At 49.4% G+C, this 6,519-nt stretch carries 5 protein-coding genes; all 5 read left to right on the forward strand.

All coding sequences use genetic code 11. The features are described 5' to 3' along the window. A partial coding sequence (gene mtnA / locus ACWVCM_RS01850) for an S-methyl-5-thioribose-1-phosphate isomerase (RefSeq protein WP_455199998.1) occupies positions 1–824 on the forward strand: 824 nt, incomplete at its 5' end. Positions 825–1,054: 230 nt separating this feature from the next. After that, positions 1,055–3,610, forward strand: coding sequence for a DNA gyrase subunit A (gyrA, locus tag ACWVCM_RS01855; protein WP_455199999.1), 2,556 nt, complete (start codon positions 1,055–1,057; stop codon positions 3,608–3,610). 129 nt (positions 3,611–3,739) lie between these two features. Then, a complete protein-coding gene (gene serC / locus ACWVCM_RS01860; protein WP_455200000.1) occupies positions 3,740–4,816 on the forward strand; it encodes a 3-phosphoserine/phosphohydroxythreonine transaminase in 1,077 nt (358 codons plus the stop codon). 79 nt (positions 4,817–4,895) lie between these two features. After that, the gene (locus tag ACWVCM_RS01865; RefSeq protein WP_455200001.1) at positions 4,896–6,074 is read left to right on the forward strand and encodes a phosphoglycerate dehydrogenase; all 1,179 of its coding nucleotides are present in this window, start codon (positions 4,896–4,898) and stop codon (positions 6,072–6,074) included. Positions 6,075–6,124: 50 nt separating this feature from the next. Beyond that, positions 6,125–6,519, forward strand: a 395-nt coding sequence (gene pheA, locus ACWVCM_RS01870; protein ID WP_455200002.1) for a chorismate mutase, incomplete at its 3' end; no start/stop codon positions are given.

Consider the following 6,519-nt stretch of genomic DNA (forward strand, 5'->3'; position numbering starts at 1 on the left):
CCGATAGCTGGCAACAGGCTTTAGAAGCTGATCTCACATTACTGGCAGACTCCCGGCCAACGGCGGTGAACCTGTTTTGGGCGATAGAGTGCATGCGCGAGGTTATCGCTGCAGCAGGTGACAATCCACTGGAGCAGCTGGAGCAGGCCGCAAAGCGCATTCATCAGGATGACCTGGAAGCTAACCAGCGCATGGGGCAAGCCGGTGCCGAGCTTATTCAACCAGGCAGCTCGGTATTAACGCACTGTAATACGGGCTCTCTGGCCACCGGCGGATATGGCACTGCGTTGGGCGTCATCCGAAGCGCTTATTCGGCCAGGAAACTGGAGCAGGTATATGCTGATGAAACCCGGCCCTGGTTGCAGGGTTCCCGGTTAACGGCATGGGAGCTGACTCAGGATAACATTCCAGTGACCCTGTTAGCGGATGGTGCTGCTGCTTCTCTGATGCAGCAAGGTTTGGTGCAGTGGGTGATTGTCGGATCGGACCGTATTACTGCCAATGGTGATGTCGCCAATAAAATCGGTACTTATTCCCTGGCGGTAAATGCCCGGCATCACGGCGTCAAGTTCATGGTAGTGGCGCCAACTTCAACCGTTGATATGGCGCTCATGTCGGGTAAAGACATTCCCATTGAGCAACGAGATCCTGACGAAGTATTAATGCTTAACGGGCAAAGAATTAGCCCGCCGGGTGCTCAGGGCTGGAATCCGGCCTTTGATGTGACCCCGGCTGAGCTGGTTGACGTCATAGTGACCGAGCGCGGCGTGGTGAAATCGCCAAACGCTGAAAAGGTCGCGGCTATGATGAAAAACGCATCATAAAAATCCTTCAATTCATCTCAGGCTTTCATATATCCGTTCTCTGCGTTTTTTTATTAGATGCAGTGGGGACCACTAGTATGGTATGATTCGTCGGATAAATCGGCGCTGCATAAAAATATTGAGAACATAATTGGCCAACAATTAATCATTCTAGTTACTTTTACTGAGTAACTTTTGCTTTGCAACTTTTGTGTATTAAAGAGAAAAGAGCCCAGAGATAAAGCCCCAAGATGGTAGATTTCGCAAAAGAAGTTCTCCCGATCGATATTGAAGAGGAAATGAAGCAGTCGTACCTCGACTACGCCATGAGCGTTATCGTGGGACGCGCTTTACCGGATGTGCGTGATGGCATGAAGCCGGTACATCGGCGGGCCTTGTATGCCATGAGCGAATTAGGCAATGACTGGAACAAGCCCTATAAAAAATCTGCACGTATCGTCGGTGACGTTATTGGTAAATACCATCCGCATGGTGATACCGCGGTATACGACACTATTGTGCGCATGGCACAACCGTTTTCCTTGCGTTACATGCTGGTCGATGGTCAGGGTAACTTTGGCTCGGTGGATGGAGATGCCGCTGCCGCCATGCGTTACACCGAAGTGCGCATGTCCCGTATTGCCCACGAACTGCTGGCAGACATCGATAAAGAAACCGTCGATTTTATTCCCAACTACGACGAATCAGAAAAAGAACCCGCGGTATTTCCCGCGCGTATTCCTTCACTGCTAATTAACGGTGCTTCCGGTATCGCCGTGGGTATGGCGACCAATATACCGCCGCATAATCTGTCCGAAGTTATCAATGCCTGCGTGGCCTTTATCGATGATAATAACATCGATGTACGTGGCTTGATGGAACACATTCCCGGCCCCGACTTTCCTACGGCTGGCATCATAAATGGTACGGCGGGAATTCATTCGGCATATCGTACCGGCCGCGGCCGTATCTATGTGCGCGCCAAAACGGAAATTGAAGAATACGCAAAAGACAAACAACGCATTATCGTTACCGAGTTGCCGTACCAGGTTAACAAGGCGCGCTTAATCGAAAAGATTGCGGAGCTGGTTAAAGATAAGAAAATTGAAGGCGTATCTGAACTACGTGACGAATCCGATAAAGATGGCATGCGGATTGTGATCGAGTTACGTCGCGGTGAAGTGGCGGAAGTGCTACTCAACAATCTTTATAGTTTGACACAACTACAGTCCGTGTTCGGTATTAACATGGTGGCCCTGGTTGATGGGCAGCCACGGTTGCTGAACCTGCGGCAGGTTATTTCGGCATTCATTGATCATCGTAAAGAGGTTGTTACACGTCGCACGGTGTTCGAACTGCGTAAGGCCCGTGAACGTGCCCATACGCTGGAAGGTTTGGCCGTTGCTCTGGCCAACATTGATCCGATAATTGCTTTAATCAAGGCGGCAGCAAATCCGGCAGAAGCGAAAAAAGGCTTGCTGGAAAATACCTGGGAACCTGGCATTGTCGTGAAGATGTTGGAGCGCGCCGGTGCAGAAGCATCTCGTCCCGATGGTCTCGCTCCCGAGTTTGGTTTAAGCGACAAGGGTTATCGTTTGAGTGAAGCCCAGGCGCAGGCAATCCTGGATTTACGCTTACATCGCTTAACGGGACTCGAGCAGGAAAAAATCATCGATGAATATAAAGAACTGCTGGAAACCATTCGTGGTTTGCGCGAAATACTGGCCGATAGTGCGCGCTTGATGCAGGTCATTCGTGATGAACTGGTCGATGTTAAAGAGCGCTTTGGTGATGAGCGTCGCACAGAAATCAACGAAACTCACGTCGACCTTAGCATGGAAGACCTGATTAGCGAGGAAGATGTTGTTGTAACGCTGTCCCATGAAGGCTACGCAAAAGCACAACCCCTGACTGACTATCGCGCCCAACGTCGGGGTGGGCGAGGCAAAACAGCGACTACCACCAAAGATGAAGATTTCGTTGATAAGCTGTTTATTGCCAATACCCACGACACGATTTTGTGTTTCTCCAGTTTTGGTAAGGTGTACTGGAAGAAAGTTTTTGAATTACCGCAGGCGGGTCGAACCGCGCGCGGTAAACCCATCGTGAATTTGTTGCCTTTGAGTCCGGATGAACGGATTACAGCGGTGTTGCCTATTAAAGAATACAAAGAAGGCGAGTATATCTTCTTCGCCACATCGAACGGTACGGTTAAGAAAACCCCGTTAAAGGATTTTTCACGTCCTCGCGCCAGTGGCATTATCGCCATTGATTTACGTGAAGGTGACCAGCTGGTGGGTGTTGACCTTACCGATGGCAAACGTGACGTGATGTTGTTTAGCAGTGCGGGCAAGGTTATTCGTTTCAAGGAAAATAACGTACGACCCATGGGGCGCAACGCCAGCGGCGTGCGAGGCATTAAACTGGCAGACGATCAGAAAGTTATTTCATTGATCATCGCCGATGAAGAGGCTGCGGGCTCTGTGTTAACCGCCACTGCCAACGGGTTTGGAAAACGTACGGCACTTGAGAATTACCCGGTTCATGGTCGTGGTGGACAGGGTGTTGTTTCAATACAGGTCAATGAGCGCAATGGTGATGTCGTGGGCGCCGCGTTAGTGGGCGATGAGAATGAAATCATGCTGATTACCGACGGCGGCACGCTGGTGCGTACCCGTGTCGCCGAAATTTCCGTGCTAGGTCGTAACACCCAGGGTGTGCGTCTCATTGGGCTGAGTAAGGGTGAAAAACTGGCAGGCCTGGAGCCAATTGTCGATGAGCAGGCTGACGAAGAAGAAGCCGGATAATTACGCTGGAATATTACAGTAGTTTTTCGTTTTACTCTTTGCTGATTAGTAATGCTTTGCGATCTGTGTGCCACAATGTTGCTAGTCCTGGGTTTACAAATTCATATCACATATTAAAGGGGTTGTCAGATGACACGAGTCTATAATTTTAGTGCAGGTCCCGCCGCTATTCCCGAAGAAGTATTAATGCAAGCCAGAGAAGAGATGCTGGATTGGCAGGGGTCCGGTATGTCGGTTATGGAGATGAGTCATCGTGGCAAGGAATTCATGTCCATCGCTGAACAGGCAGAAGCTGATTTGCGCGAAGTGATGGATATTCCGGACAACTATAAAGTGTTGTTTCTGCAAGGTGGGGCGTCAGCGCAATTCGCCATGATTCCAATGAATCTCGCCGCTAACGGTAAGGCGGACTACATTAACACCGGTTCCTGGTCTAAAAAAGCCATCGCGGAAGCCAGGCGCATTACCAATGTTAATATTGCGGCTACCACGGAAGATACTAAATTTACTCGCGCACCCGAACAGGAAGAGCTGAAACTGGATTCAGGTGCAGCCTATGTTCACTACACGCCCAACGAAACCATTGGCGGTGTCGAATTCTCCTATGTGCCGGATACCGGTGATGTACCGCTCGTCGCCGATATGTCTTCAACGATTCTGTCCCGGCCCATCGACGTCAATCATTTTGGAATCATTTATGCGGGGGCACAGAAGAACATTGGCCCGGCTGGACTAACTGTTGTGATCATTCGTGAAGACCTGGCGGAAAAGGCAGAGGGTTTGCCTGCCATGTTTGATTACAAGACACATGTTGAAAGTGGCAGCATGTATAACACGCCACCCACTTATGGCTGGTACATGGCGGGCCTGGTGTTTCAATGGATTAAACGCAAAGGTGGATTGCAGGAAATGGCGGAAATCAATTCACGCAAAGCAGATAAACTCTATGCGGCGATTGATAATTCATCGTTTTATCAAAACCCCGTGCAGCCTGGTTCACGTTCCTGGATGAATGTTCCGTTTACCCTGGCAGATGCCGAACTGGATGCCACTTTTCTTGCCGAAGCGAAAGAAAATGGTTTGGTAACCTTGAAAGGCCACCGTTCTGTCGGCGGTATGCGCGCCAGTATTTACAATGCCATGCCTGAAGAAGGTGTGGATGCATTGATTGCATTCATGGCGGACTTTGAAAAGCGCAACGGCTAAGAAAGAAAACGCCCAGGCTTAACTATACTCGCTTATCGATATTTGATACCCAGTTACAAGCACAAAGTAGGGAATTAGCATGTTCAAGATTTTGACACTCAATAATATTTCCATAAAAGGTTTGGAGCGTTTGCCGCGCGACAAATATGAAATTGCTTCGGAAATTCAACATCCGGATGCGATTTTATTGCGTTCCTTCAAAATGCACGATATGGAGATACCATCCAGTTTAAAAGCTGTGGGCAGGGCAGGCGCAGGTGTCAATAATATTCCCGTAGACAAGATGAGCAAATTGGGAATACCCGTATTTAATGCGCCCGGCGCAAATGCCAATGCGGTGAAAGAGCTGGTCATAGCTGGTATGTTACTGGCTTCCCGTAATATTTGTCAGGCCTGGGATTTTTCAAAAAACCTGCAAGGCAGTGACGAAGAAATCAGTAAAGCGGTCGAAGCCGGTAAGAAAAACTTTGGTGGCTTTGAACTGCCGGGCCGAACGCTGGGCGTCGTTGGCCTGGGCGCTATCGGTCGTCGGGTTGCAAATTCTGCGGCTTCGCTAGGTATGAAGGTCATTGGTTATGATCCCGGTATCACGGTTGAAGGAGCCTGGAAATTGTCTTCTGCTGTGGAAAAAGCCAAAGGTATCGATGACCTGTTGTCCAAGGTGGATTATTTAACCTTTCATGTTCCCCTGATTGACGCGACGCGCAACATGATTAACGCTGAGCGATTGCGATTAATGAAAAAAAGCGCGGTGATATTGAATTTTGCCCGTGCCGGGATTGTGGACGATGAAGCGGTTTCGGCGGCTATCAAAGAAGGTAAGATTTACGCTTACGTCTGCGATTTTCCCACAAACTTGCTGAAGAATCACGAGCGCGTGATTACTTTACCGCACCTGGGTGCGTCGACGGCAGAAGCTGAAGATAATTGCGCAATTATGGTGGCGGAGCAGGTACGCGACTACCTGGAAAAAGGCAATATAGTGAACTCGGTGAATTTTCCTGAAGTGGTTATGCCGCACACCGATGGTTGTCGTATTGGTATCGTTAATACTAACGTACCCAATATGGTTGGTCAGATTTCAACGGCGATGGCCGATGCCGGTTTAAACATTATTGACATGTTAAACAAATCAAAAGGCGACCTGGCTTATACGTTAACCGATGTGAACCAACCGGTGCCTGAGAATGTCCTGAATGAAATTGCCAGGATTGAAGGGGTGTTAGCTGTCCGTACCTGTGAAGGATGGGTTGATTAAGCCTCTGAAGCCGCACTATTTTAGCAAGTTGCTCATATTCAAAATTTATAATGGCTGACGACAAAAAACTACAAACCCTGCGTGATCGCATTGATAAGCTGGATCAGCAAATCCAGGAATTGATCAATGAGCGTGGCGCTGTGGCTAAGGAAGTAGCCAAACTGAAAGAAGCTTCCGGAGAGGACGTGGCCTTTTACCGGCCCGAGCGGGAAGCGCAGGTACTGAGAGAAATACTGGCGCGTAACAAGGGTCCCATACCCGATGAGGAAATGGCGCGTTTGTTTCGCGAGATAATGTCCGCGTGCCTGGCGCTGGAAATGCCAATGTCGATTGCGTACCTGGGGCCCGAGGGAACCTTCACCCAGGCCGCTGCCTTAAAACACTTTGGTCACTCCGTTAGTACTGAACCACTGGGTACCATCGATGATGTGTTCCGTGAAGTGGA

Source organism: Kaarinaea lacus (assembly GCF_975902315.1).

What these genes read in the sequence shown, in the direction of transcription:
- gyrA (WP_455199999.1), top strand. Translation starts at nt 1,055, where the DNA reads ATGGTAGATTTCGCAAAAGAAGTTCTCCCGATCGATATTGAAGAGGAA.
- ACWVCM_RS01865 (WP_455200001.1), top strand. Translation starts at nt 4,896, where the DNA reads ATGTTCAAGATTTTGACACTCAATAATATTTCCATAAAAGGTTTGGAG.
- serC (WP_455200000.1), top strand. Translation starts at nt 3,740, where the DNA reads ATGACACGAGTCTATAATTTTAGTGCAGGTCCCGCCGCTATTCCCGAA.